Annotated in this window: 22 protein-coding genes; 2 read left to right on the forward strand and 20 right to left on the reverse strand. The window is 43.8% G+C overall.

Going from position 1 to position 22,265, the window contains the following annotated elements; all coding sequences use genetic code 11:
* Positions 1-82 precede the first annotated feature (82 nt).
* The 11 genes from ruvA to AB5706_RS04725 all read right to left on the reverse strand — a co-directional run bounded on the left by ruvA (position 83) and on the right by AB5706_RS04725 (position 11,372).
* Positions 83-697, reverse strand: coding sequence for a Holliday junction branch migration protein RuvA (ruvA, locus tag AB5706_RS04675; RefSeq protein WP_118578051.1), 615 nt, complete (start codon positions 695-697; stop codon positions 83-85).
* Positions 698-951: 254 nt separating this feature from the next.
* A complete protein-coding gene (locus AB5706_RS04680; RefSeq protein WP_173773321.1) occupies positions 952-2,073 on the reverse strand; it encodes a YibE/F family protein in 1,122 nt (373 codons plus the stop codon).
* Positions 2,074-3,606 (reverse strand): alkaline phosphatase, encoded by a 1,533-nt coding sequence (locus AB5706_RS04685; protein WP_472515471.1) that lies wholly within the window; start codon positions 3,604-3,606, stop codon positions 2,074-2,076.
* Positions 3,607-3,805: 199 nt separating this feature from the next.
* Positions 3,806-5,092 (reverse strand): putative ABC transporter permease, encoded by a 1,287-nt coding sequence (locus tag AB5706_RS04690; RefSeq protein ID WP_330602879.1) that lies wholly within the window; start codon positions 5,090-5,092, stop codon positions 3,806-3,808.
* A 255-nt stretch (positions 5,093-5,347) separates the two neighbouring features.
* Positions 5,348-6,145, reverse strand: coding sequence for an RnfABCDGE type electron transport complex subunit B (locus tag AB5706_RS04695; protein WP_173773324.1), 798 nt, complete (start codon positions 6,143-6,145; stop codon positions 5,348-5,350).
* Between the two features lie 12 nt (positions 6,146-6,157).
* Positions 6,158-6,733, reverse strand: a complete 576-nt coding sequence (gene rsxA, locus AB5706_RS04700) for an electron transport complex subunit RsxA (RefSeq protein ID WP_021925525.1) — start codon at positions 6,731-6,733, stop codon at positions 6,158-6,160.
* 6 nt (positions 6,734-6,739) lie between these two features.
* Positions 6,740-7,450 (reverse strand): electron transport complex subunit RsxE, encoded by a 711-nt coding sequence (gene rsxE, locus AB5706_RS04705; protein ID WP_173715975.1) that lies wholly within the window; start codon positions 7,448-7,450, stop codon positions 6,740-6,742.
* Positions 7,447-8,061, reverse strand: a complete 615-nt coding sequence (locus AB5706_RS04710) for an RnfABCDGE type electron transport complex subunit G (protein WP_173715974.1) — start codon at positions 8,059-8,061, stop codon at positions 7,447-7,449. Before AB5706_RS04710 ends, rsxE begins: the two co-directional genes overlap by 4 nt.
* Positions 8,058-9,038: an RnfABCDGE type electron transport complex subunit D gene (locus AB5706_RS04715; RefSeq protein ID WP_118578045.1), complete on the reverse strand. Its 981-nt coding sequence runs from the start codon at positions 9,036-9,038 to the stop codon at positions 8,058-8,060. The genes AB5706_RS04710 and AB5706_RS04715 overlap by 4 nt, the downstream gene beginning before the upstream one ends.
* Before the next feature lie 17 nt (positions 9,039-9,055).
* The gene (rsxC, locus tag AB5706_RS04720) at positions 9,056-10,381 is read right to left on the reverse strand and encodes an electron transport complex subunit RsxC (RefSeq protein WP_256144057.1); all 1,326 of its coding nucleotides are present in this window, start codon (positions 10,379-10,381) and stop codon (positions 9,056-9,058) included.
* A gap of 100 nt (positions 10,382-10,481) precedes the next feature.
* Complete coding sequence (locus AB5706_RS04725; RefSeq protein WP_173717753.1) at positions 10,482-11,372, reverse strand: putative ABC transporter permease; 891 nt, start codon at positions 11,370-11,372, stop codon at positions 10,482-10,484.
* Between the two features lie 132 nt (positions 11,373-11,504).
* On the opposite strand from AB5706_RS04725, the gene AB5706_RS04730 reads away from it, so the two are divergent.
* The gene (locus AB5706_RS04730; protein WP_227199147.1) at positions 11,505-12,527 is read left to right on the forward strand and encodes a ribonuclease H-like domain-containing protein; all 1,023 of its coding nucleotides are present in this window, start codon (positions 11,505-11,507) and stop codon (positions 12,525-12,527) included.
* Between the two features lie 115 nt (positions 12,528-12,642).
* Complete coding sequence (locus AB5706_RS04735; protein WP_368365915.1) at positions 12,643-12,822, forward strand: DUF6783 domain-containing protein; 180 nt, start codon at positions 12,643-12,645, stop codon at positions 12,820-12,822.
* Between the two features lies 1 nt (position 12,823).
* Here the strand turns inward: AB5706_RS04735 and rpsA are convergent, their stop codons facing one another.
* The 9 genes from rpsA to AB5706_RS04780 form a co-directional block, all read right to left on the reverse strand.
* Positions 12,824-13,903: a 30S ribosomal protein S1 gene (rpsA, locus tag AB5706_RS04740; RefSeq protein WP_118578042.1), complete on the reverse strand. Its 1,080-nt coding sequence runs from the start codon at positions 13,901-13,903 to the stop codon at positions 12,824-12,826.
* The gene (gene ispH, locus AB5706_RS04745; protein ID WP_148461991.1) at positions 13,884-14,753 is read right to left on the reverse strand and encodes a 4-hydroxy-3-methylbut-2-enyl diphosphate reductase; all 870 of its coding nucleotides are present in this window, start codon (positions 14,751-14,753) and stop codon (positions 13,884-13,886) included. Before ispH ends, rpsA begins: the two co-directional genes overlap by 20 nt.
* Positions 14,754-14,756: 3 nt before the next feature.
* A complete protein-coding gene (gene cmk, locus AB5706_RS04750) occupies positions 14,757-15,425 on the reverse strand; it encodes a (d)CMP kinase (RefSeq protein WP_148461990.1) in 669 nt (222 codons plus the stop codon).
* Positions 15,426-15,485: 60 nt separating this feature from the next.
* A complete protein-coding gene (locus tag AB5706_RS04755) occupies positions 15,486-16,763 on the reverse strand; it encodes a BaiN/RdsA family NAD(P)/FAD-dependent oxidoreductase (protein WP_173772328.1) in 1,278 nt (425 codons plus the stop codon).
* 239 nt (positions 16,764-17,002) lie between these two features.
* Positions 17,003-18,415 (reverse strand): oxaloacetate decarboxylase subunit alpha, encoded by a 1,413-nt coding sequence (locus AB5706_RS04760; RefSeq protein WP_173715969.1) that lies wholly within the window; start codon positions 18,413-18,415, stop codon positions 17,003-17,005.
* 87 nt (positions 18,416-18,502) lie between these two features.
* A complete protein-coding gene (locus tag AB5706_RS04765; protein WP_173772330.1) occupies positions 18,503-19,651 on the reverse strand; it encodes a sodium ion-translocating decarboxylase subunit beta in 1,149 nt (382 codons plus the stop codon).
* A 16-nt stretch (positions 19,652-19,667) separates the two neighbouring features.
* The gene (locus AB5706_RS04770; protein WP_118578036.1) at positions 19,668-20,036 is read right to left on the reverse strand and encodes a biotin/lipoyl-binding carrier protein; all 369 of its coding nucleotides are present in this window, start codon (positions 20,034-20,036) and stop codon (positions 19,668-19,670) included.
* Between the two features lie 18 nt (positions 20,037-20,054).
* The gene (locus AB5706_RS04775) at positions 20,055-20,789 is read right to left on the reverse strand and encodes an OadG family transporter subunit (RefSeq protein WP_173772331.1); all 735 of its coding nucleotides are present in this window, start codon (positions 20,787-20,789) and stop codon (positions 20,055-20,057) included.
* A 14-nt stretch (positions 20,790-20,803) separates the two neighbouring features.
* Complete coding sequence (locus tag AB5706_RS04780) at positions 20,804-22,240, reverse strand: acyl-CoA carboxylase subunit beta (RefSeq protein WP_148461985.1); 1,437 nt, start codon at positions 22,238-22,240, stop codon at positions 20,804-20,806.
* Between the last annotated feature and the right edge of the window lie 25 nt (positions 22,241-22,265).

Here is a 22,265-nt window from a genome sequence, read left to right on the forward strand (position 1 = left end):
CCTCTTGAAATTAGTGTTTGCATTTATATACCGGGATGCATTTCATTCACGATAGCACCCTTTGCGAAAAAATTTATGGAATCTAAAAATTCTTCAATGCAGCTTTCAGGATTCCTTCTACATCCGTCGGCTCCACATCTGTCACCTTGCGCACTGCGCGGAGGGCATCTGTACTGCTGTAGCCAAGTGCCACCAGTGCTTCTACTGCTTCCTGTCTGGCATCTGTCATTCCTGCTCCAGCTGCAGCTGTAGTAGCCTGAGCCTGTTCATTGGCAAGCTTCTGCTCAAAGGCTTCTTCCAGACTGAGCTTATCCTTCAGCTCCAGGATCAGCTTCTGGGCTGTTTTTTTACCGATTCCAGGGGCTTTTGACAAAGTTTTCACATCATCGGAAAGAACAGCAAAGCGAAGCTCATCTGCAGTGATTCCTGCCAGAACTCCCAGAGCAGCTTTCGGTCCAACTCCGTTTACACCAAGAAGGAGTTTAAACACCTGTAAATCATCTTTATTGAAAAATCCATAGAGAACCATTGCATCTTCTCTTACCTGAAAATAAGTATGAAGCTTCACTTCCTGTCCAATGTGCAGCTGTGCCAGAGCGTTTCCGGTCATATTTATTTCAAATCCGATGCAATTTGATTCTATGATTGCAGAATTCTCGGTAAGGTCTGCTACTGTTCCTCGGATGAATGAGATCATGGGGAGGACCTCCTGTTTTATCTATTGTAAAGAGTTATATTCGAAATTCTTTGTCATCATACCATATTCCACCGAAAAAAGCAAACATTCATTCGATTTTTTCAAAAAGGACGCGCCGGCAAGCGATATATTTTCTTTTCATAATAATAAAATACTCCTTTCAGTTGCAGGAAGGAAACTTGCGGGCCCTTATTTCCTTGTCCGAAAGGAGTATAGCACTTTAATTTTCAGAAAATAATAGTAAAAGTGTAGTATTATTTTTTCTTTGTAAGAAGCCAGGCACTTGTCAGGGCTGTAAAAGGGGCAACTGTCACAAGCCCGAAGCTTCCAACTACAGTATCCAGTAATTCAGCTGCAACATACTTGTAATTCATAATATTATCAATTGGTGTTCCCTGCGCCATAAACGTCATCAAAAGAGCAATATAACCGCCAGAATAAGCAAGAAGCAATGTGGTAGTCATAGTTCCCATTGCTGCTCTGCCAACATTCATTCCTGATCTGGCTGCTTCTTTCCATCCAATATTCGGCTTTTTACAAATTACTTCATTTACTGCCGAAGTAATATCAACGGACAGATCCATCATAGCACCTGATGCTCCGATAAAAATACCGCTCATATAAATCTGAGAAAGATTCAGATTCTGATAACCAGCGTACAAAAGACTTTCCGAATATGCCATAACTGCTCCGTGAATTTTAAAAGCGTCTGTAAAAATACACCCCATAACACAAGTCACAAACACCCCCAGCAAAGCACCTGAAGATGCAGCCAGTGTTTTTCTGTCAAATCCGTACACCAAAAATATAATAAGAAGAGTAAGAAAGGCAGTCAACGCAATTCCCCACCATATTGGATTCGCACCTTTTAAATAAGCTGGTGTCAAAATTTTCCAGATTGCCAAAATTGTAATGAGAAACGAATATACTGCTCTTAAACCTGTTTTTCCTGCAAACCCGATTAAAAGCAAAACAAATAATCCAGCCAGAATAGCTTCTTTATCCAGACGATAATGGTCACTCATCATAATTGAAAGAATCTTATCTTTGCTATAACTGATTACTACATGGGCAACATCTCCTTTCTGAAATATTTTGTCCGCTTCCAAAGAGCCACTCAGCATATTTACTGCATCTGCAGTCTCATTTTTAAACTTTCCATCAAGTATTTTCACCTTACAATACTGCTCGCCTGACTGAATCAAGCCATTATTAATCACAGAGCTTTCATCTGTGGAAATCACCTTTGCTCTTACTCTGTCTGTTCCCTTATAAATAGCAGCATCCTCATAGCCCGTTGGAAGAACTATGAGGATGAGGATTAACAATATTGCTATTATAGAAACAGAACTTTTTTTAAGTCTGTCTCTTACCATTTATTTTACTCCTGTAATTGCAGCCACTTTATTGAAAATATCGGTATTGTCATAATAGCCTTCAAACTGCTCCTGTCCGGCTCCCATGGCAAATACTTCCACCGGAAGTCCTGTATGTGCATAAGATGCAAAATTAATGCCAGACTTGTTGTTCAGAATATGAGTAATTGTTACAGTAAGTGGTTCATAGCTTCCATACATCAGATATTCTTCCTGACCAAACTCTTCCTCTTCTCCTGTTCTGCTCATTGTTTCCTCATAAGCATTCTGAAGCTTCTGATACTCATAATCTGTCATTACAAGACTTCCCTTATCTTCTTCGCCTTCTGGGTGCACATCCTTGCTGTCAGCCTGATTTGAGGACTCTGTTGTACCAGTAGGTGCCTGCAGACCAAAGAGTTCTGTGATATCAGCCATTACTGTATCAAAATCAGTTTTGTTTTCTTTATATGCCGCTACATAATCAGAATCAAATTTTGCGTAAGAGATTTTCTGATTACTGATATTTGCAAGAAATGTATCATAGTCGGTGCCTGCAAATCCTATGGTAAGACCACCTGTCTCGTGATCACCTGTTACCAAAATCAAAGTTTCGTCTGGATGCTCGTTATAAAAATCAACAGCTTTTCCCACTGCCTCATCCATTGCAACAGTATCTGTAATAGTTACAGCTGCATCATTTGCATGACAGGCCCAGTCAATTTTTCCTCCCTCAACCATCATGAAAAATCCAGTATCATTATCCAGAACTTCAATACCTTTTTTCACATAGTCAGAAAGACCCCATTCGCCATCTTCCAGATCCATATCATAGCTCATCGCATCGTCATCAGCAAGTGTCTCATCAATTACAATTGCTTTTCCATCTTCTGCAGTAAGATTTTCTGCCTCTGCTTTTGTCTTAATCACTTTATATCCAGCTTCCTGAGCAAGCTCATATAAATCTGTCTGGTCTCCCTCTGAACCAGTTGTTTTCTTAAGACCACCACCTGCAAAATAATCAAAATTACTTGCAATCAGTTCCTGACCAATTTCATAATAGTTATTTCGGGAAGCCTGATGAGCATAAAATGCAGCCGGTGTTGCATGATTTAAGTTTACGGAAGAAAGAATTCCAACCTTATAGCCAAGCTGTTTTTTTAATTTTTCAGCAATTGTCTCATAAGAAGTTTCCATCTTCTCATCCATATTGATGGTTCCACTATAAGTCTTATGACCTGTGGAAATGGAAGTAGCTGTAGAAGCGGAATCCGGACAGAATGAAGTGCTGTCATAGGTCTGCGCAGAGCCTGCTACCGGAAATTTCATCATATTCAGCTTGCTTTCACTTGTAAGAATATCATCTCCATCATCTTCAATTGCATTCAGATAATAGTTTGTTGTCTGAACCTGAGGATAACTCATTCCATCACCAATAAACAAGAAAATATATTTCGGAACTTTTGGTTCATCTGCTGCTGCACCCTGTGCAGGAACCGCACAAGCGGTCATTGCTGCTGCTAATAATAATGCGCTGATCTTTTTTGCTTTCATGTACATTTTCTCCTTCTTTTTCATAAAGCGATTAATTCGAACACGTATGATTTTATACATTATTTGTAAAATCCGCTGTTTTCCCCCTGTTAAATTCCGGCAAAAAATAAGCTGTCGGTGTAAAAAATCCTTTCACACTGACAGCATTATTATAACTTCTAGAATTTATATCAAGCAATTATTCGGTTAAAACAAGTCCTTAACCAACCTTCTTTGCCTTGGGATATACCTGCGCCATCCGCTCATCGTCAAAATGTTTGTCCACCCAGCTTTCAAAGCTGTTTTCCGCTTCTATGCCATTGCTTCTGGCATTATAACGCGCAAGTGCAGCGCTGGATACAATTCCGTCAGCAAGCATAAATATAATAAGAAGCCAGGTAATGATTTTTCCAATTTTCACCGGAATCTTCTCGATCAGCCTGGAAACAGGCGGATAGAATATTTTAAACCATGCCACTGCTGCAAATCCCCAGAAGAAGCAATACAGAAGATTAATCCTGCCGCCAAGGTTAAACGGGATATCACTGTAATCCCAGAATACAGTTCCAAATACAATTTCTGTGAAAACACTGCAGATATATTCATAGGCACCACCAAGAAATGTACCCATCCAGAAAAGGAACTGCTGGGAGCGGTTTCTGTATTTGTAGAGAAGAGCTGTAACTGCTGCAATGGCAAGGCCCCACACAATACTGAAATCTCCCCATACCACACTGCTGCGGCTCATCCAATATCCGGCTGTGATCCTGCAGAAAATAGTCTCTGTAATATCTCCAAGAAATGCGCCGATAAAAAACAGCAGTACGATTTTATAAAAGCTGCAGCCGTAGGCAAAAATCTCCGGATGTGCCTCTTCGCTCTCCGTGTGCTGCTTCTGAGGATATGCTTTGGTAATTCGACGATTTACAACATCATCAATTTTTGCCCCAAGCTTCTTTGTTGCGGAATCAATATCCCGGTCAGCAGCGATCCATCTTTCAGGATTCTTGCTGTGCCCAAAAAGGATGGTCAGTGTGGCAATAGCATCCACTGCCAGAAATCCCATCAGAACCAGTATGAGAATTCTGCTTATAAGTCCCGGAAGAAGACTGTACAAAGACATGCAAAGCCCGTTTCCAATTTTGATCACAAATACACCAAGAAGACCCCAGACACAGGAGGTCGGTACGCTGACATATCCATCCAGATTCCACTTGATATTCCGGTAATCCCACCATCTTTCGTGGTACCACATTTCAATTAAATGACCGGCGATCCACTCAAGCAGGGAGGCTACAATGGCACAGCCAAGAAACAGCCAGATGCCAGTCAGTTCTCTTGTAAATGCAGTAATGAAGAATCCTCCAAATCCATAGATCAGACAGAACGGACCGTTGATAATACCTCTGTTTGCGAATTTCTTCTGTTTCAGGGATGCAAGAACTGTCTCAAGCACCCATCCTGCAAAGGAATAGATGAGAAACAGCCAAATTAATTTCCAGATCATATGCATGTCTCCTCTTTTGTTTGTAATATTTAATAAAAAAAATCTTGCAGTATTCTTTATCTGCAACTATATAATCCTGATTGGAACATCATACCACACACGCAACGAAGCGTAAACAAAAAAGATGGCTGTCTGAAAGACTTTGGGGAATTGGAACATTTCTACAATATAAAAAGCCTGTATTCCAGCTGCTGGTTCTCATAAAAATTACATTCTATGCCAACAGTCTGAAAATACAGGCTTTTCATTTTTATTTTACGCCTCCCGGATAACCCCTCTCGGACAGGCCTCCTTACATGCTCCGCATCCTGTACACTTCTCATAATCAATATGTGCACAGAAATCTTCAACGGTAATTGCACCGTTCGGACAGGTCTTCTCGCACTTCTTGCAACCGATACAGCCAATCTCACAGGCAGCCATTACCTGTTTGCCCTTATCATGGGAGCTGCAGTCCACAGCCACTTTCTGGTCGTACGGAATCAGCTCGATCAGATGTCTCGGACATTTGGCAACACATTTACCACAGGCTTTACATGCTTCTTTATCTACTACTGCAATGCCATCTACAATATGAATGGCATCAAATGGACAGACCTTTACGCAGCTACCAAAGCCACAGCAACCATATGTACAGGTCTTTGCTCCGCCGTTTGGCACGAAAGGAAGCATCTCGCAGTCTTCCACTCCAGTGTAAATATACTCTTCTTTCGCTTTTTCACAGGTTCCGGAGCATTTTACATGAGCTACCTGACGGGCAGTCTCAACTGCCGCCTGTCCCATAATACCGGCAATTATTTTCCCAACAGGCTCGCCGCCTACCGGGCAACGGTTTACAGGCGCTTCACCTTTGGCAATTGCTGCTGCCAGACCATCACAGCCCGGATATCCGCAGCCACCACAGTTATTTCCAGGAAGAGCTTCTCTTATGGCAACTTCCTTCTCATCAATTTCAACAGCAAATTTTTTTCCGGCTGCTCCAAGAAAAACACCGATGAAGAGGCCTACTGCTGCAACCAGAATTGTTGCTGCTATAATCGCACTAATATTCATCCCGACGCCTCCTTAAATTAATCCTGAAAATCCGAAGAACGCAATCGCCATCAGTCCAGCTGTCAGAAGAACGGTTGGAAATCCCTGGAAAGCTTCCGGAATATCGTTGTAGGCAATTTTCTCACGGATTCCTGCCATCAGCACAATAGAAATGGAGAAACCAAATGCTGTTGCGAAACCGTTTACAGTGCCTTCCAGAATATTGTAATCCTTCTGCACGTTTGTAAGAGCCACACCAAGAACTGCGCAGTTTGTGGTGATCAGAGGCAGATACACGCCAAGTGCTTTGTAAAGAGAAGGCATACTTTTCTTCAGGAACATTTCTACGAACTGCACCAGTGCTGCAATGATCAGAATGAACACAATGGTCTGAAGGTAAGTCAGATCAAGCGGCTGAAGGATCAGCTTGTAGATCACACTTGTTACAAAGGAGGACAAGGTGATTACAAAAATAACCGCACCGCCCATACCAGCTGCCGTATCTGTAGTCTTGGAGACTCCAAGGAAAGGGCAAAGTCCCATAAACTGGCTCAAGACTACGTTATTTACCAGCGCAGAGCTTACAATGATCAGTAATAATTCTTTCATCTTCTCTTACCCCCTTTTTCCCGAACACATGGAATTTCCGCAGGAAGCACAGCCGCCCTTGCAATCCGGATTGCTTGGATCAATGCCTCGTTTTGCAGCACCAATCTTGAATTTGTTCTGAAGCGCAGATAAAAACGCAAGGACAAAAAATGCGCCAGGTGCAAGAATAAAGATAGTTACCGGCTCATAGCCTATTTTTCCCGCTGCAGCATCTGCAAGAGGAAGGATCTGTTTGCCGAAAATACTGCCGGCACCGATCAGCTCACGTACCGCACCGATACAGGTGATACTTAAAGTAAATCCAAGTCCCATTCCAATACCATCAAAAAGTGAAGGAATCGGTTTGTTCTTGGATGCATAAGCCTCTGCTCTTCCCAGAATGATACAGTTTACAACGATCAGCGGAATGTAAATTCCAAGGGAAGAATACAAAAACGGGATAAAGCCCTGGAGAAGCATCTGCACAATTGTTACAAAGGATGCTACAACAACGATGTAAGCAGGCATACGCACACTGTCCGGAATAAAATTACGGAGCAGGGAGATCATCAGGTTGGATGCTGCCAGAATTACCGTTGTGGTAAGTCCCATTCCGATACCATTGATTGCGGATGTGGTGATGGCCAGTGTTGGACACATACCAAGCATCAGCACAAAAGTAGGATTTTCTTTGATAATACCATTTATCAGTCGTTCAGATGGTGTATTCTTTTTCATTTCTGGCTGCCCCCTTTCTCATAACGGAATGCGGCAAGTCCTGCATTGACGCCATTTGTCATGGCATTTGTGGTAATTGTCGCACCACTTAAAGCATCGATCTCATCATCAGAGGTGGCACCAGTTTTTGTGTAGGTAAATTTCTCTACGTTCTTATCCTTGAACTGATTTTTAAAATCATCTGTAGTTGCACGCATACCAAGACCAGCGGTCTCACTGATGGATAAAATGGAAATTCCGTTCAGAGTTCCATCATCCTGAACGCCCATGGCAAACTGAATATCTCCGCCGTAGCCTTCTGCTGTGGTTACGGTAAAGGCATAGCCAAGTTCATTTCCCTGGTCATCCTTTGCAAGCATGACTTCATCAATATTCTGAGCCTTGTAACCGTTTTCATCCAGATAGCTTTCCAGATCAGTATCCTCACCGCTTGTAACAGTCTCGAAGCTGGCTGCATCAGCAAATACTGCCTTATATGCCTCTTCCTTCTCTTTCGCCTGCTGGCTTGCAATCGGACCTGCTGTAATATCGTTTACAAGACCAAGAAGCAGTCCGGAAACCAGTGTGATCACAGTCAGCGCAAGAGTATCTTTCACGATCTTATTTTTCATTTCTTCGCGCCTCCTTTTCCAAAAGCAACCGGACGGGTGAAACGCTCAATCTGAGGTACCAGCAGGTTGCAGAAAATAATCGCATAGGAAACGCCCTCTGCGGAAGCTCCGAAAATACGGAAAATTCCGGTAAGAACACCAAGACAGACGCCATATACATACTGCCCCTTTGGTGTAATGGGGCTTGTAACGTAATCTGTTGCCATAAACCATGCACCAAGCATAAGACCACCGCCACAAAGATGGGTGAGCAGATAATTTACATCAAAGCCTTTGCCGGAAGCAAGCATATAGATGATCACAAATACTGCAAAGCTGCCAATATAGGTCAACGGAATTCTGGCGCTGATCACTTTGTAGCAAAGCAGGATTGCTGCACCGATCAAAATGGCAATTACAGATGTCTCTCCGATGGTTCCCTGGATATTACCAAAAATCAGATTCTTAACCGGAACGGAGGAGCCTGCCACAAAGCCATGGTCACGAAGAGCGGCCAGAGGAGTGGCTCCTGTCACACCGTCAACAGCACCTTTAAAGCTGTCTGATACAGAAAAATCTGTCATCTTGCCGGCAAAGGAAATCATAAGGAAACAGCGGGCTGCCAGGGCCGGGTTCATAAAGTTCTGGCCAAGACCGCCAAAAAGCTGTTTTACCACAATAATTGCAAAAATACTGCCGAGCACCGGAATCCAGAGCGGAATTCCTGCCGGCATGTTCAGACCGATAAGAAGTCCGGTTACCACTGCACTGAAATCCTTCACAGTGTTCTTTTTGTGCATAAAATGATCATATAACCACTCTGCAAGCGCAGCTGAACCGGTGGATACCACCAGAACGGCAAGAGCCTTTAATCCATGATTATAAATTCCCATAAGGGCAGCAGGCAAAAGCGCTATGACAACCAGCTGCATGATTTTTGCAGTGGTCATCCTTGCCCGGACATGGGGATTAGATGATACATTAAACATTTGTTCCATTTATTTCTTCCCCCTTATTATTTCTTCTTCCTGCTTGCCAGAACCATTTTACGCATGGACTTAATGCTCTGGGTCAACGGACGTTTGGCCGGACAGATGTAACTGCAGCAGCCGCATTCACAGCATTCCATTCCATCAAACTTCTGGAAGCTCTCCATATCGCCGCGCTGTGCAAAGGTCGCAAGTCTTGCCGGAATAACATGTCCGGGACAGACGCTTACACAGCGTCCGCAGTTAATGCAGGCTGTCTCTTCCTCTTTCGCATCTGATACCGGGTCACTCTGCATACACAGAAGGGAAGAAGAGGTCTTCACACATGGTACATGAAGATCATACATGGCAAATCCCATCATAGGACCGCCGGAAATCACCTTGCCGGCATGCTCCTTCAGACCGCCGGCTGCATCGATCAGTTCGGCCATATCCGTTCCTGTACAGACTTCAAAATGTGCCGGACGGTTGATGCCCTTACCGGTTACTGTGAAAATTCGCTTCATGATCGGTCTTCCAAGTGCCACTGCGTCATAAATACTGCATATTGTTTCAACATTATCTACAATACATCCGGCATCTGCTGGAAGCATGGAGGAGTTGATTTCTCTTCCTGTCACTGCATAGATCAGGGTACGCTCACCACCCTGGGGATATTTGGTCATCAATTCTTTTACTTCGATATTCGGGACTCCGGCAGCCAGTTCTTTCATTCTGGCAATACAATCTGGCTTATTGTCCTCAATGCAGATACAGCCCTTTGCATTTGGAAAAAGTCCGACTACAATCTTTAATCCTTCCACAACCTTCTCCGGCTGATCCATCATGCGCCTGTAATCACTTGTAAGATAAGGCTCACATTCTGCACCGTTCACCAATATGTATTCAATCTTGTCAGGCTCCTTGGGGGAAAGCTTCACATGTGTGGGAAAGCCTGCACCTCCAAGACCTACTACACCGCCGTCGCGAATCCTTCCGATAATCTCCTCACGAGTAAGCGAAGCCGGATCTGCCGGGTGGAATTCCACCTCTTCATACAGTCCGTCATTCTCCACTATAATGGAATCTACCATACTTCCGGTAGCTGTCAGACGTTTCTCAATCCCTTTCACTGTACCAGATACAGAAGCATGAACAGGAGCAGATACAAATCCGCCTGCTTCAGCGATCATCTGACCAGCAAGCACATGGTCACCCTTTGCAACCACAGGCTTCGCCGGAGCACCAATGTGCTGGGACAATGGGTATGCCAAATCTGCCTTAGGAAGATATTTCTCCACCGGACAGTCCTTTGACATTTCTTTCCCCTCGAAGGGGTGTACGCCTCCTTTAAAAGTTAATCGCACTAATATTCACCGCCTTTATTTTATTGATTACTGACTCTTTTGTCCGCAGCAACCTGATTTATTGTCTGTTTGATTTATATTATTAATATCACTTTTGTCTGAGTATTTATTCAGCGTCTTTATTTCTCCTGCCAAATCCATATTTCTTATGGATCTTATATCCACGGTTCAAATTCGGATATGCCTTTACAAAACGCTGCATGTTGTGGCTGACCTTTCCTGCCATAGCCTCTTTACGCTTCTGAAGCTCTTCAGAGATATCTGACAGCATAGCAGTTCTCTTCTCTTCCAGTTCCTTGATCAGAGCAACATCATCAAGGCGTCCCAGCTTGCTCTCCAGCTGTTTCTTGATTCTCTCTCTGGAAAGTCCGCTGCTCTCCTCCAGATTCTCCATCTTCTCACGTGCCTGTACAAGCAGTTCTACACGCATCTGATCCAGCGCCTGCTCCCATGCAGGAATACGCTCGTGAATATGGAATGCAGCTGCAGCTGAGAAAGCGAAATCCACTATGTAAACAACTGTGACCACACAAACTGCAATCTCACCTGTTTTTCTGGAGTAAAGCTCTACAAAATCAGAGACCACCGGATGAAGGACTCTGAAAAGCCCTACTGTAAATAAGCCCCATCCAAGGGAACATCCCAGGCAGATACGTCCCTGAAAATTAAACTTCTTATCACTGTAGTCCCACCATGACGTATGGAAAATATTCTCCATCAGAGCTGCTGTCACATATTCCAAAGCCGTTGCAACTACAACTCCTCCCACAAACAAAAGAAGCAGATCCCCGCTTACAGGAAGAAGAATCAGATAAACAGCAAGTGCTCCGCAGCCATATATGGTACATAAAGGACCATTGATAAAGCCTCTGTTTATCAGCTTGCCTTTTCTCACCGATACATAACAGGTTTCCCACAGCCATCCAAGAAAGCTGTATATATAAAACCAATTGGCAATGTGATAGAAATCCACTCCGTTAATTGATAACTCCCACATAGATTTCTCCTTTTCTTTATATATTCTGACTATTCTATACATTCTACTATACCGCATTTTATGAAAAAATTCACTACCTAAAAATAAAAAAATTGTGTATAATTAAATACAATCCATGAAAGGAGTATAAACATGCTGATTGTTAAAAAAATGCCGATTTTACAAGGTTTTCCGGACTTTGAGACTGTTAAAAATTTATCTGGAAATGCTACTGAGAATGTCAATTTTTCACCATTATTTTATGATATTGAAACCACTGGATTGGGACGAAATTCATCTTTTTTATATTTAATTGGTGCAGTTTGCTATGAATCTGGTTCCTGGCAGCTTTATCAGTGGCTTGCTCCCGATTTCCGGGAAGAAAAAGCATTATTGGAGGTTTTTTCAGAATTTATAAAAAATTTCAGCTGTACCATCCAATACAATGGAGATTCTTTTGATCAGCCTTACCTTCAGGCTCGTTATAAATTCTACGAGCTGCCAGATCCTTTTGAGGGGATTTCTTCTTTTGACCTGTATAAAATGCTTCGCCCTCTGAAGGGATTTTTAAAGCTCCCAGGGTTAAAACAGGAACAGATGGAAGCCTTTCTTGGAGAACAGAAGCGCATTTACTGTAATGGCGGGGAATGCATTAAAATCTATAAAAAATATATGGCACACCAGGAGCAGACGGACCTGGATACGGTTATGGGACACAATATGGAAGATCTTCTCGGACTTGGCGATGTGTTTAAAATGATGGGGTATCTTGCACTCAGGGATGGTGAATTTACTATTCGCGGAACTGATTTTGACGGTGAAAATCTAATTTTGCAGATGAACCCCCATTACAGCCTGCCCGCTTCCTTTTCTAACGGCACAGAAGAATTCTATATTACAGGTCAGGACAATCTGGTAAGCCTCCTTGTAAAGCCTTTCAATGGCCGTATCCGCCAATATTACAGCGATTACAAAAGTTATGATTATCTGCCCGGAGAGGACATGGCAGTACCTAAATCTATTAGCAAATTTATGGAAAAAGGACTGAAAAAATCTGCTACAAGAGAGACCTGTTATACCTGGTTTCCATGCACAGAAGAATTTCTGGAAAATGAAGAAAAGCAAAAGCAATATTTAATACATACCCTGGAATTTTTATTTTGGAAATTAAAATAAACTTTCAACCCATATTCCAAAATTCCCAAAACCTTTTTCAAACATACTCAAACTTCCAAAGCACGTAAAATCTCACGTAAAAAAGACATCATCCCCAGAGCGTATCTGAAAAATCATTCCCGCAAATTGTGATGCACATCTTGCAGAAAGCCTTTTCCAGACACGCTCTAACAGACAATGTCTTTTTACTAATATCATATTCATGATATCAAAACCAACCGCCATTCACAAATCCTGTGAATGGCGGTTATTTACATGGGATAAAAGAAATGCACAACACATCCCTCTTGGTTAAATTATTCCTCTACAGACTCTTCCTCAGCCGGAGCCTCAAGAGCTTTCATGCTAAGGCTGATCTTCTTGTCTTCGCCATTGAAATCAACAACTTTAGCCTGGATCTCCTGTCCGATTGTAAGCACATCAGATGGTTTTGCAACGTGCTCTCTGGAAATCTGAGATACATGAAGAAGTGCATCTACGCCAGGTGCAAGCTCAACAAATGCACCGAAGTCTGTCATACGTGCAACTTTACCAGTTACTACGTTTCCAACAGCGAAATCCTCAGCAGCTGTAAGCCATGGATTCTCCTCCGGGAATTTCATTGTAAGAGCAATCTTCTCGCCCTTGATATCTTTGATCATAACTTTAACAGTCTCACCAACTGTGAAGACTTTCTTCGGGTTCTCTACTCTGCCCCAGGACATCTCAGAGATGTGAAGCAGTCCGTCAGCGCCGCCCAGATCGATGAATGCACCAAAATCTGTAACGTTCTTAACAACACCCTCTACTGTATCGCCAACATGGATACGCTCCATAAGCTCCTGCTGTTTCTTAGCTTTCTCAGCAACAAGAAGCTGTTTGCGGTTACCAATGATGCGGCGTCTTCTTGGATTGAACTCTGTGATAACGAACTCAATCTCCTGATCAGCATATTTGCTGAGATCTTTCTCATATGTGTCGGAAACAAGGCTTGCAGGAATGAATACACGTGTCTCCTCAACGTTAACACATAATCCACCGTCAAGTACCTGAGTTACAGGAGCCTTTAATACTTCCTGGTTCTCGAATGCTTCCTCAAGGCGTTTATTGCCTTTCTCTGCAGCAAGTCTCTTGTAGGTTAAGATAACCTGGCCTTCGCCATCGTTTACCTTAAGCACTTTGGCTTCCATGGAGTCACCTACATGTACAGCGTCTGTGAGTACTACGGAAGGATCATTGCTATATTCACTCTTGGTGATAATACCATCAGCTTTATAGCCAATATTCAGGATAATTTCATCTTCTTTCACATCGATGACCTTTCCCTGTACGATTTCTCCATTTCTGATTGTTTTTACGGAATCTTCCAGCATCTGTTCAAAACTTAATTCTGACATGTTCTTGAACCTCCTCAATAATTTTCTTTGGGGTTGAAGCCCCTGCTGTAATACCTACATAACTACTGCATTGGAACATATCTGAATCCAAGTCTACAGGTGTTTGTATATAGTAAGTATTTTCACATTCCTTTTTACATATTTCAAACAGCTTTTGAGTATTGGAACTATGTCGGCCTCCTACGACTAACATAGTGTCTACCTCTCCGGCTATGCTCTTTGCTTCTCTCTGCCGTTCTTCGGTAGCATTACAAATAGTGTTTAAAATATTAAGAATATTTAAAACAGTATTATCATACCTCTTTTTGCGGAGAATTTCAACTAAATCTTTAAATTTATTATAATTAAATGTGGTCTGCGACACAATGCACACATTTTTGCCTTCCGGAGGCACGAAATCCAGTGCGTCCTGTTTGGTGCGGATCACAGTATATGGTCCTATACACCAGCCGCAGATTCCCACAACCTCAGGATGATCCGGATCTCCAATGATCACAATATGGGAACCGGCTTTGCTCTCCTTTTCCACAATCCGGTGGATCTTCAGGACAAAAGGACAGGTCACGTCCACATAGGAAAGGCCGCACTCTTCCAGCTGATCGTAGACTTTTTTTCCAACACCGTGTGAGCGGATCACTACGGTGCTGCCCTCTGGAAGAGTTTTCAGTTCTTCTTCTGAAGCAACACGGACACCTTTCTTTTCCAGATCATTTACCACTTCTTCATTGTGGATGATGGGGCCCAGGGTAAAAAGCCTGTCCGGACAGCTGTCGATCAGTTCATATACCTTATCTACTGCACGCTGCACGCCAAAGCAAAAGCCTGCTGTTTTTGCAACTTTTACTTCCATGGTTTATTCCACCTTATCTTTGTAAATTCCAAGGATCGCAGCTACCACTTCATCAATGTTCATAAGAGAAGAATCCACAAGCACTGCATCCTCAGCCTGGCGAAGAGGAGAAATTTCTCTTGTCATATCCTGATGATCCCGGTTTTCAATGTCTTTCTTGATTTCTTCAAGATCAGCACTCTCGCCCTTGGCAAGATATTCATCATAACGCCTCTTAGCTCTGGTCTCCACGCTGGCAGTAAGATAAATCTTCACCTGTGCGTCCGGAAGAACTACAGTTCCAATATCCCTGCCATCCATTACCACATCGTTCTTTGCTGCCAGATTTCTCTGAAGATTGAGAAGATGTGCCCTTACCGCCGGGTTTGCAGATGTTTTGGATGCCATGTTTCCAACCTCTTCCGTACGGATATACTGATTTACATTCTCACCGTTAAGAATTACAACTTGCTCTCCATTTTCATATCGAATGGAAACCTCAGCGCTCTGACAGTTACCTGCAACTGCTTCCGCATCTGTTCCGTCAATTTCATTTCTCAGCAAATAAAGTGCAACGGCACGGTACATAGCGCCTGTATCTACATAAATAAAAGACAGTTCCTTTGCCACTCTCTTTGCAATTGTGCTTTTGCCTGCTCCTGCCGGCCCGTCAATGGCAATGTTACATCCCATTTTCTCTGTTACCTCCTCTTAAATCGCAGTTTTTTCACTTCTTACATTTATAACAGATTTTTATTCATTTTTCAATGCCATAGCTGCAAGATATGCGGTAGACCATGCAATCTGGAGATTATAACCGCCGGTCACTGCATCCAGATCCAGTACTTCTCCGATAAAATAAAGCTTCTTTACCCTTCTGGATTCCATAGTACCAGGCTGGATATCCTTCACAGAAACACCACCTCTTGTAATAACTGCTTCTTTATATTCTCCCATTCCATTGATGGTAAATGGGAAAGCTTTCACCAGTTCTTCAAAGTGCATTCTTTCTTCCCTGGAAATATCGTGTATCTTTTTTTCCGGAGAAATACCACCCAGTTCCAGCATGACAGGTGTAAGGGATGATGGAAAAAGTACGCCGATCACATTCTTAAACTGTTTGTTCTGTCCTGCCTCAAATTCCCGCAGAATTCTGGCATCCAGCTGTTCCATGGTAAGGGCAGGCTTCAGATCCAGATAAGCATTCAGCTCTCCGGATTTCTGCAGTTGTTTGCCAATATGTGCGCTTGCAGATAAAATCATGGGGCCTGTCACGCCAAAGTGGGTGAACATCATCTCGCCAAAATCCCGGAAGAGCACCTTTTTGCCTGACTTAATCGTAAGTTCGGTGTTTTTTAAGGAAAGTCCCTGAAGTCTTGGGATATAATCCTCTTTTGTCTTAAGAGGAACCAGAGACGGAGAAAGCTCCGTTACTTTATGGCCGGTTTCCTCTGCAAAGCGATAACCATCCCCTGTGGAGCCTGTTGACTGATAGGAAAGTCCTCCAGTGGCAACCAGAACATGGTCGCCCTCCATAAAACTTCCATCTGCCAGTTCTACACCGGTTACCTGGCTGTGATGTGCCTTTTTCTCATCCACGTCCGGTTCCTCATAAGGACTGACCTTCACATTTTTCACCTCTGTGCGAAGATGGATATATGCGCCAGCTTTCTTAAGTTCCCGTTCCAGACCGCGGATAATATCTGAAGAATGGTCAGACACAGGGAAAACCCGGTTACCTCTCTCTGTCTTCAGTGGAACTCCCGCTTCTTCAAAGAATTCCATTACGTCCTGGGGTGTAAAAGAATAGAAAGCACTGTACAGGAATTTCGGGTTAGACATAACTGCCCGGAACAGTTCTTCCGTGTCACAGTTATTTGTAACATTGCATCTGCCTTTTCCTGTAATATACACTTTCTTTCCAAGTTTCTCATTTTTCTCCAGAATGTGGACCTCATGTCCTGCCCTTGCCAGATAAACACCGGCCATCATTCCAGCAGCTCCGCCGCCTACGATCAATATTTTACTCATTTAGATACCTTTCATAAATCTGTTCGAAAACCTTTTTCTGCGGAATTCCCAGGTTGTGACCAGCCGCCCCTGGCGATATTTGCCCACTGTAGAATATTTTTTTCATACCGGATTCAAACAGTTTTGTGTATATTTTTTAAAAAGACACGTGCAAAAACCTTCTCTGCACGTGTCTTTCGTCGTAATTTCTATAGGATCAGCATATAACCTGTCCCATAGAAATCCTTATTCCTCACTGATTAAACCGGATATGCTCCGTTTTTGGTATCAGCAACAGTCTCATCCACCTTTTTCTCCTGAGCCTGACGATACTTGAAGAAGTCAGTAGCAACCTGTGGGAACAGTGCATAGGACAGAACGTCCTCATCCTGCTCTTTATACTGTGCCATCTCGCCTTCAAGTTTGCCCAGCTCATTCTCAAGAAGATCTGCCGGACGGCATGTGATCGGCTGTGTGTCACCGATACATTTCTTCTGAACTTCTGGATTGAATGGTTTTGCTGTAGCACCATATTTTCCGCTGAGAACATCTTTTGTCTCTTTGGTAACCATCTTGTATCTCTCGCCCATGAGAACGTTAAATACAGCCTGTGTACCAACGATCTGGGAAGACGGAGTAACAAGCGGCGGCTCACCAAGGTCTTTACGCACACGCGGAACTTCCTCAAGAACATCATAGAACTTGTCTTCTGCATGCTGCTCTTTCAGCTGGGAAGTAAGATTGGATAACATACCACCCGGTACCTGATACAGAAGAGTCTTGATGTTTACGCCAAGGTTCTTCGGATTCAGAAGGCCGCTCTCAAGAGCCTCGTCACGCATTGGACGGAAGTAGTCTGCGATCTCAGCAAGAAGCTGCTGATCAAATCCGGTATCATATGGAGTGCCTTTGAAGGTCTCAACCATAACCTCAGTTGCAGGCTGGGAAGTACCCAGTGCAAATGGAGACATTGCAGTATCGATGATATCAACACCAGCTTCAACAGCTTTTAAGTAAGTCATGGAAGCTACACCAGAGGTGTAATGTGTATGAAGATCGATCGGGATCTTAACAGTCTCTTTCAGGGCTGTAACAAGCTCAGTTGCCTTATATGGAAGAAGAAGACCGGCCATATCTTTGATACAGATAGAGTCTGCACCCATTTCCTCGATACGTTTCGCAATGCTTGTCCAGTACTCAAGAGTATACGCATCACCAAGTGTATAGGAAAGAGCAACCTGTGCATGGCCATGCTCTTTGTTTGCAGCATGTACAGCAGTCTGAAGGTTGCGAAGGTCGTTCATACAGTCGAAAATACGGATGATATCGATACCATTTGCCAGAGATTTCTGAACAAAATACTCTACAACATCATCAGCGTATGGACGGTATCCAAGAATGTTCTGGCCACGGAAAAGCATCTGCAGCTTTGTGTTCTTGAATCCTGCACGTAATTTACGAAGTCTTTCCCACGGATCCTCATGAAGGAAACGAAGGCTTGCATCGAAAGTAGCACCACCCCAGCACTCAACTGCATGGTAGCCTACTTTATCAAGTTTATCAACGATTGGAAGCATCTGCTCTGTTGTCATACGGGTTGCAATCAGGGACTGATGTGCATCACGCAGAATGGTTTCCACAATTTTAACAGGTTTTTTTTCAATTTCTGCCATAATTGTTCTCCTTATTTATTTAGTTCATCCGGACTTCCCGGTTTCACTATAGAAAGCCGGGAAAAATCCGAATTTCTGGTATCATTATTAGATTCCGTAAATAGCCATAAATGCTCCGGCAGCAACGGCTGTACCGATAACACCGGCAACGTTTGGTCCCATTGCATGCATCAGAAGGAAGTTGGTAGGATCTGCCTCAGCACCAACCTTCTGGGAAACACGGGCTGCCATAGGTACCGCAGATACACCGGCGGAACCAATAAGCGGATTGATCTTGCCGCCTGTAAGCTTGCACATAATCTTTCCGAGCATAACACCGCCGAAAGTACCACATGCAAATGCCACAAGACCTAATACAACGATCTTCAAAGTATCCACATTCAAGAATGCCTCTGCACTTGTGGAAGCACCAACAGATGTACCAAGAAGGATAACTACGATGTACATAAGTGCATTGGAAGCTGTCTCTGTAAGCTGTTTTACAACGCCGCACTCTCTGAACAGGTTACCAAGCATAAGCATACCAACCAGAGGAGCTGTTGTCGGAAGAATCATGCAGACAACGATTGTGATTACGATTGGGAAGAGGATCTTCTCAAGCTTGGATACAGGACGAAGCTGCTCCATCTTGATTTTACGCTCTTTCTCAGTAGTAAACAGTTTCATGATCGGAGGCTGGATGATCGGAACCAGTGACATATAGGAATATGCCGCCACGGCGATCGGTCCCATAAGAGCAGTCTGACCAAGCTTACCAGCAAGGAAAATGGAGGTCGGACCATCTGCACCACCGATGATGGAGATTGCTGCTGCTGCTTTTCCATTGAATCCAAGGAAGATTGCAAGGAAGTAAGCTATATAGATACCGAGCTGCGCTGCAGCACCCATCAGGAAGCTTTTCGGATTCGCGATCAGCGGACCAAAGTCTGTCATGGCACCTACACCCATAAAGATAAGGGAAGGAAGAATACTCCACTCATCAAGGATGTAGAAGTAATGAAGAAGACCACCAACACCGTTGGACATGTCTTCCGGATTTGCCATAATGTCCGGATAAATATTAACAAGGAGCATACCAAATGCAATGGGAACAAGCAGCAGAGGCTCAAATCCCTTTGCAATGGCAAGATATAAGAATACACAAGCAACCACGATCATCAGGTAGTTACCCCATGTCAGATTAAAAAATGCGGTCTGATGGATCAGGTTGGACAAAGTGTCTGCTACGTAAGACATCCTATTACCTCCCGACTTAGTTCATTGTTGCCAGGGTATCTCCATTTTCTACAGAGGCACCTTCTGCAACGTCAATGCTTGCAACGGTTCCGTCCTGAGGAGCTACAACCGGGATCTCCATCTTCATGGATTCCAGGATTACAATGTTGTCACCGGCTTTTACAGCCTGTCCAACGCTTGCTGCGATTTTCAGAACCTTTCCAGGTACGGAAGCTGCAACCTTAACTGCGCCTGCTCCGGCTGCTGCTTTAGGAGCTGCCTTCGGTGCCGGTGCTGCTTTCGGAGCTGCTGCAGGAGCTGCAGCTGCTGGTGCGGAAACGCTTCCTGTCTCTTCAACAGTTACTTCATATGCTGTTCCGTTAACGGTAATTGTATAACTTTTCATTTTAGGATCCTCCTGTATTTATCTCTTTTTACGATTGATTTTGCGGATGGAACGAACAACGAATCCATCTGTAGTGGTTCCCTCAGCTGCTGCAATTGCTGCTGCGATAACCGCGATCAGTTCTGTATCGTCTGCTTCTGCTGCTTCCACTGGTGCTGCCACCGGTGCAGGGGCAGGGGCTGCTGCAGCCTGAGCTTTTTTCTTTGCTTCCGGATTCGGGATGAATCTGAACAGATAGATCAGGAAGCTCAGGAAAATAAGAACGATGAATACGATTGCAATACCCATGATAGTATTCATAACAGCTCTTCTTAAGGTCTCAGCCATGGAGTACTGTACATCAACAGTAAGGGATGTAGGTGCTCCTGTAGAAGCATCGAAAATATAAACGAAATTTGCATCTGCTTTCTCAAAGGAGACCGGTACAGTAACAGTATATCCGTCGTCAGAAGCCTTCACCTCTGTCTCTCCGGTTCTCTCCTTTAAAGCCCCAACTTCATCCTTGGAGCCTGCCCATGCAGTCATTGCACCAACAGTAAACTCATCAGATGACTTGGTATAATTCTCAATATCTTCATCACTGAGAGCAATGATGGTATCGGTAAGTCCCTCAGCAGTAGTGACCAAAGTCTGCTTTACCGAGTCATCTACCTCATCAGCTGCCCATACGGAGGAAGCTCCGGTAAGAGTGAGAACTGCCATCATGAGAAGTACTGTGCAAAGGGAGGATACTTTCTTAAAAATCTGTTTCATATGCTCCACCTCGCTTAGACCGTGCCGTGTTTCTTGGACGGACGTTCTTCCCTTTTTGTGAACAGCATTTCAAATGCACCGATCACATATTTTCTTGTATCAGCCGGGCTGATAATGGTGTCAACATATCCTCTTGCTGCTGCAGAGGAAACAGAGTTCTGAAGTTCTCTGTACTCAGCTGCTTTCTCAGTAAGAGCTGCTGCGTCATCGCCTGCATACATGATCTTGGCTGCAAGGTCAGCATCCATCATACCGATCTCTGCGTTCTCCCATGCGTATACCATGTCTGCACCGATTGCTTTGCTGTTCATAGCTGTGTAAGCGGTTCCAAATGCTTTGCCGATCACAACGTTAACCTTCGGAACAGTAGCGTCTGCAAATGCATGAACCAGTGCTCCGACAGATTTCGCCATCATCTTCTCGCCACATACAGTAGCCTTAAAGCCGTTTACATTTGTAAGAGTAAGTACCGGGATCTCGAAAGCGTCACAGAATTTTACGAACTCTGCTGCTTTTCTTGCACCGCGTGCACTAAGGGTACCATCAGACTCCCATACCTTTTTGCCTTCTGCATCATAGCTCTCGCTTCTGTTTGCAACAGCACCAACGGTAGCGCCGTTCAGTCTGATAAATCCAACAGCAACACTCTTGCCGTAGTCAGCTTTTACCTCGAAGAACTGGCCGTTATCAGCGATTCTGGAAAGTGCAATGGCTGTGTCGCCTGTGCAGTTCTCAATATCCTCGCATACACGGTTCAGGTCGTCTGTGCACTCCATGTAAGAATCAGTGTCTTCGCAGTTAGATGGCAGATATGTTACGAGTTCACGGATTTTTCCAAGGATCTCGTCCTCAGTGCCGATTCCGTCTACAAGACCTGTCTCTTCGCTCTGGAATCTGGCAGAGGATGTGTCACATTTGGAAACGTGATTGCCTTCAAGGGCGTTCGGGGTGTTTACAAACAGTTTGCCTTTCTTCTCTTCAACAAATGTGAAGTCTGTCAGTGCCGGTACAAGTGCCATACCACCACCGCAGGTACCGAAGATACCTGTGATCTGTGGGATCAGTCCGGATGCCAGAGTCTGTTTCATATAAATTTCACCGAATGCTTCCAATGCGTCAGTTGCCTCCTGAAGACGGAGACCTGCACAATCGATCAGGCCGATCACCGGAGCACCGGTCTTCATAGCCATATCATAAAGTCTGGTAATCTTCTTGGCATGCATTTCACCAACGGTTCCGTTCAGTACGGAAACATCCTGGCTGTACACATACACCAGATTTCCATCGATTACACCATATCCGGTAATAACACCGTCTGAAGGTGCTTTTTTCTCAGTCATGTTGAAATCTGTATTTCTGGCTGTTACACTTTGGCCGATCTCAACAAAACTGTTCGCGTCAAGCAAAGAAGTGATTCTTGTGCCCGCTAAACTTTGTGTTGCGTTACTCATTCTTTCTTGCCCTCCATTTTATAAT

Origin of the sequence: Ruminococcus sp. RTP21484sp1_RTP21277st1_D2_RTP21277_210401 (assembly GCF_040924225.1) — a bacterium.
GTDB lineage: Bacteria > Bacillota > Clostridia > Lachnospirales > Lachnospiraceae > Blautia_A > Blautia_A faecis.

Excerpts from the sequence above, each read along its gene's own strand:
- ruvA (WP_118578051.1), bottom strand. The coding sequence starts at position 697 with ATGATCTCATTCATCCGAGGAACAGTAGCAGACCTTACCGAGAATTCT.
- AB5706_RS04680 (WP_173773321.1), bottom strand. The coding sequence starts at position 2,073 with ATGGTAAGAGACAGACTTAAAAAAAGTTCTGTTTCTATAATAGCAATA.
- AB5706_RS04685 (WP_472515471.1), bottom strand. The coding sequence starts at position 3,606 with ATGAAAGCAAAAAAGATCAGCGCATTATTATTAGCAGCAGCAATGACC.
- AB5706_RS04690 (WP_330602879.1), bottom strand. The coding sequence starts at position 5,092 with ATGATCTGGAAATTAATTTGGCTGTTTCTCATCTATTCCTTTGCAGGA.
- AB5706_RS04695 (WP_173773324.1), bottom strand. The coding sequence starts at position 6,145 with ATGAATATTAGTGCGATTATAGCAGCAACAATTCTGGTTGCAGCAGTA.
- rsxA (WP_021925525.1), bottom strand. The coding sequence starts at position 6,733 with ATGAAAGAATTATTACTGATCATTGTAAGCTCTGCGCTGGTAAATAAC.
- rsxE (WP_173715975.1), bottom strand. The coding sequence starts at position 7,450 with ATGAAAAAGAATACACCATCTGAACGACTGATAAATGGTATTATCAAA.
- AB5706_RS04710 (WP_173715974.1), bottom strand. The coding sequence starts at position 8,061 with ATGAAAAATAAGATCGTGAAAGATACTCTTGCGCTGACTGTGATCACA.
- AB5706_RS04715 (WP_118578045.1), bottom strand. The coding sequence starts at position 9,038 with ATGGAACAAATGTTTAATGTATCATCTAATCCCCATGTCCGGGCAAGG.
- AB5706_RS04725 (WP_173717753.1), bottom strand. The coding sequence starts at position 11,372 with ATGTGGGAGTTATCAATTAACGGAGTGGATTTCTATCACATTGCCAAT.
- AB5706_RS04730 (WP_227199147.1), top strand. The coding sequence starts at position 11,505 with ATGCTGATTGTTAAAAAAATGCCGATTTTACAAGGTTTTCCGGACTTT.
- rpsA (WP_118578042.1), bottom strand. The coding sequence starts at position 13,903 with ATGTCAGAATTAAGTTTTGAACAGATGCTGGAAGATTCCGTAAAAACA.
- ispH (WP_148461991.1), bottom strand. The coding sequence starts at position 14,753 with ATGGAAGTAAAAGTTGCAAAAACAGCAGGCTTTTGCTTTGGCGTGCAG.
- cmk (WP_148461990.1), bottom strand. The coding sequence starts at position 15,425 with ATGGGATGTAACATTGCCATTGACGGGCCGGCAGGAGCAGGCAAAAGC.
- AB5706_RS04755 (WP_173772328.1), bottom strand. The coding sequence starts at position 16,763 with ATGAGTAAAATATTGATCGTAGGCGGCGGAGCTGCTGGAATGATGGCC.
- AB5706_RS04760 (WP_173715969.1), bottom strand. The coding sequence starts at position 18,415 with ATGGCAGAAATTGAAAAAAAACCTGTTAAAATTGTGGAAACCATTCTG.
- AB5706_RS04765 (WP_173772330.1), bottom strand. The coding sequence starts at position 19,651 with ATGTCTTACGTAGCAGACACTTTGTCCAACCTGATCCATCAGACCGCA.
- AB5706_RS04770 (WP_118578036.1), bottom strand. The coding sequence starts at position 20,036 with ATGAAAAGTTATACAATTACCGTTAACGGAACAGCATATGAAGTAACT.
- AB5706_RS04775 (WP_173772331.1), bottom strand. The coding sequence starts at position 20,789 with ATGAAACAGATTTTTAAGAAAGTATCCTCCCTTTGCACAGTACTTCTC.
- AB5706_RS04780 (WP_148461985.1), bottom strand. The coding sequence starts at position 22,240 with ATGAGTAACGCAACACAAAGTTTAGCGGGCACAAGAATCACTTCTTTG.